The 2,476-nt window shown below is 35.3% G+C and carries 3 protein-coding genes; 2 read left to right on the top strand and 1 reads right to left on the bottom strand.

The features are described from left to right. On the bottom strand, positions 1-283 hold a 283-nt coding region (locus ETC02_RS16400), incomplete at its 3' end, for a DUF6444 domain-containing protein (RefSeq protein ID WP_253264180.1). A 197-nt stretch (positions 284-480) separates the two neighbouring features. On the opposite strand from ETC02_RS16400, the gene ETC02_RS16395 reads away from it, so the two are divergent. Together ETC02_RS16395 and ETC02_RS16390 are read left to right on the top strand one after the other, a co-directional pair. Further along, entirely contained in the window at positions 481-1,707 is a 1,227-nt protein-coding gene (locus tag ETC02_RS16395) for an MFS transporter (RefSeq protein WP_050368114.1), read from the top strand. Between the two features lie 429 nt (positions 1,708-2,136). After that, positions 2,137-2,415 carry a hypothetical protein gene (locus tag ETC02_RS16390; protein ID WP_050368113.1) on the top strand — a complete coding sequence of 93 codons (279 nt, stop codon included), beginning with the start codon at positions 2,137-2,139 and terminating at the stop codon, positions 2,413-2,415. The last annotated feature ends 61 nt before the right edge of the window (positions 2,416-2,476 follow it).

The raw sequence follows: 2,476 nt of genomic DNA, 5'->3' as shown, positions 1-2,476 counted from the left end.
CCTCTTGCCCACCAGGCTTTTTGCCAGACGGCTCGCGGGAGGAACGCTTTTTCTCAAAACGGTCAGAAGATGGGGGCAAATGGCTATTGGAGCTGTTTTTTTTCGTGCGTGCTTCCAGCTCTTGAACACGGTACTTCAGTTGTTCATTTTCTTTGCGTAGTTGTTTGTTTTCGTGACGCAAATGTTCATTTTCTTGAATGAGTTGATGAATGAGCTGTTTTTGTTGTTGAACTTTGCCGATTAAGCTTTCAACTGTAAATACAGCTTGTTGTACCGTCAACATGCGATTCACCTCCTTGTCTATCAATATTCACATCATAGACAAGGAAAGAAGAAAATATTCAGCTCACTTTATGATGTGGCTGAATAGTTACGAAAAATTATAGTTAGGAAAATAAATGCGTTCCCTTTTTCTTGCATTAATATTTTCTTAACAGACATTTATCCAATAAAACTATAATTGTTAGGAGAGGATTCCTTGTGTGGAAAAATCAAAATTTACTTATTCTTCTTGGAGGGTTATTTATTGCTGAACTTGGTATCTGGTTTGGCGTTATCGGAACGCTGGAGTTTTTACAACAACATGTTCATTCGTTTTTTCTTCAATCGGTAATTTTGGTTTCCGGAATTTTGTTCAGCATAGTTATTGGCCCTTTTGCCGGAAAAGTGGTCGACCAAACATCCAAAAAAACTGTTATATTTTGGGTATCTATTATGCGGATTATCGCGGTATGTGCAATGTTTATTGCAATTTGGCAAGAAAATTTTATGTGGGTTTTTATGTACAGTATATTTATTGGAGGAGCGGCAGCCTTTTATTTTCCCGCTGTTCAATCTTCCATTCCAAAAGTTACACAACCAGAACACTTAGTAAAGGCAAATGCACTAAACTTTAACCTTGTCACATTAGCAAGAATATTTGGGGCTGTTCTAGCCGGTGTTTTGCTTGTATATGTTTCTGTGACTACTTTGTTTATAATCGCGATTATTGCCTATTTCCTCTTACTAATGTCTACATTATTTTTACGTATAGAGGAACCTTCCATAACCAGTCGTCATTCATCAGAACAAACAGGTCGCAATATAAAAGGTCATCGATCATTTCATGAAATATTGTCGGTAATTAATCGTCTTCCAGTAATTAAGATGATTCTTATCTTAACGGTTTTCCCATTTATTTTTATTGGCGGATTTAATCTGATGGTGATCAATATAAGTCAATTGCAAGATTCATCTTTGATTAAAGGATTGTTGTACGGAGCAGAAGGTTTATCCATTTTTATTGCTGGTTTAACTGCGAGTCGGCTCAAGAAAGGTAAAAATTCCGTCCCATTATTATTGATATCGTGCCTCCTCATTGGTGTTGCTCAAATGTCTTTATTCTTAGCAGAATGGAGATGGCTTCCTGTTGTTTCTTTTGCTCTATTCGGTTATGTTGTTGGTATTTTCATGCCCTTATCCAACACGGTATGCCAGGAATTAATTCCAGACGAATATCTAGGAAGGTTTTTCTCTTTGAGAAGGATGCTGGAAAGTTTTGTTCAACAGGTTTCTGTATTGTGTACAGGAGTATTGCTTGATTGGATAGGGTTTCATTGGACCGTTATTTTACTTGGTTTATTAACATTTATAATTGTTGGTTTACTATGTATAAGACAACTGTATGAACCGATTCATTATATGCAGGAAACAAAAATGGACCAATAGAAAAAAGGTGTTTTTATAAACCTTTTGAAGAGACCACTCAAGGGAACGCGTTATGTTAAGCTGTTAGCTTAACTTCAACAATAGAAATTAAGTTAAAAGGAGCCTTTATCGGTTCCTTTTTTATAGATTCTTTTCTAAGATTGTTGCTTTTAGAAAAGTCTTTTACGCTCTCGATACAATTAAAGGTAATATTGTAGACTACACATTTATCATAATGTTTATGATGGAATTCTGTCACTCTACAAAAAAAGCAGGGAGATTATATCGGGTTATAAAGATTTGCGTTATATACAAATTTAACGAATATTTATAGACAAAAAGTACATTAATTTGGTATAATTTAGTCTGTATACCATGATTTTATCGAAAAAGAAATTATAATCTATAAGAAAAACACGAATAATCATTTTACATAAGGGGTATGTCGGAATGTCTTTTTTTAAGGCAAAATCAGATTTGCAGTTTATGAGAGAATTTAGAGAAGACGTGATAAAGTTATGGGAATTAGAGAAAAATGCTTACGAAACAATAGCACATCATTCTAGTTTTTCCTATAGCCCAAGTGAGTTCCAACAGCTAATTCAACAAAAAGCGACTGAAATGTACCCTGAATATCAAGAAATTCGTTCGAGGATTGCTACGTGTTTTTTGCAAGCAAAAAGTGCAGAGAATTGCAAGAAAAAATACATAGGCTTGCTGGCTCAATGAATTTACCTTTCAACCGAGTGAGAAGGGAGCGACTGAACGGCAGAAAGCGCGTGCCGTAAGC

Origin of the sequence: Geobacillus sp. DSP4a (assembly GCF_013096875.1) — a bacterium.
Taxonomy (GTDB): Bacteria; Bacillota; Bacilli; order Bacillales; family Anoxybacillaceae; genus Geobacillus; species Geobacillus thermophilus.
Note: the sequence above shows the minus strand (reverse complement) of the source record. Positions and strands in the feature narration are given on the sequence as shown.